The following is a 406-nucleotide window of genomic DNA, read 5'->3' on the forward strand; positions in this document are numbered from 1 at the left end:
TGTCCACACAGATGATTGTTATTGTAAAGAGAACAACACTTATTGTTTGGGTCTGTAGCTCAGCTGGTTAGAGCGCACCCCTGATAAGGGTGAGGTCGGTAGTTCAAATCTACTCAGACCCACCACTTCTTCACGAAGTCGGTAATCAAACAATAAGACCAGCATATGTGGGGCTATAGCTCAGCTGGGAGAGCGCCTGCCTTGCACGCAGGAGGTCAGCAGTTCGATCCTGCTTAGCTCCACCACTTCTACTTCTTAAAAATAAATATTCTTTATCGGGCAGCTAAATCGCCTGAGAATAGAGTGTGTTTAATTTTGAGAGGTTTTTGTATCTCTTGCTCTTTAAAAATTTGGAAAAGCTGATAATAAAATTCGTATGAATACAATGTATTTGTACAGAGTTTTC

General features: G+C 41.4%; 2 tRNA genes. Both read left to right on the forward strand.

From position 1 onward, the window contains the following. Window positions 1-48 precede the first annotated feature (48 nt). Window positions 49-125, forward strand: a tRNA-Ile gene (locus CWB62_RS18410). A 44-nt stretch (window positions 126-169) separates the two neighbouring features. Then, window positions 170-245: transfer RNA gene (locus CWB62_RS18415), tRNA-Ala, on the forward strand. The last annotated feature ends 161 nt before the right edge of the window (window positions 246-406 follow it).

The organism is Pseudoalteromonas sp. S408, assembly GCF_005886645.1.
Lineage (GTDB): Bacteria > Pseudomonadota > Gammaproteobacteria > Enterobacterales > Alteromonadaceae > Pseudoalteromonas.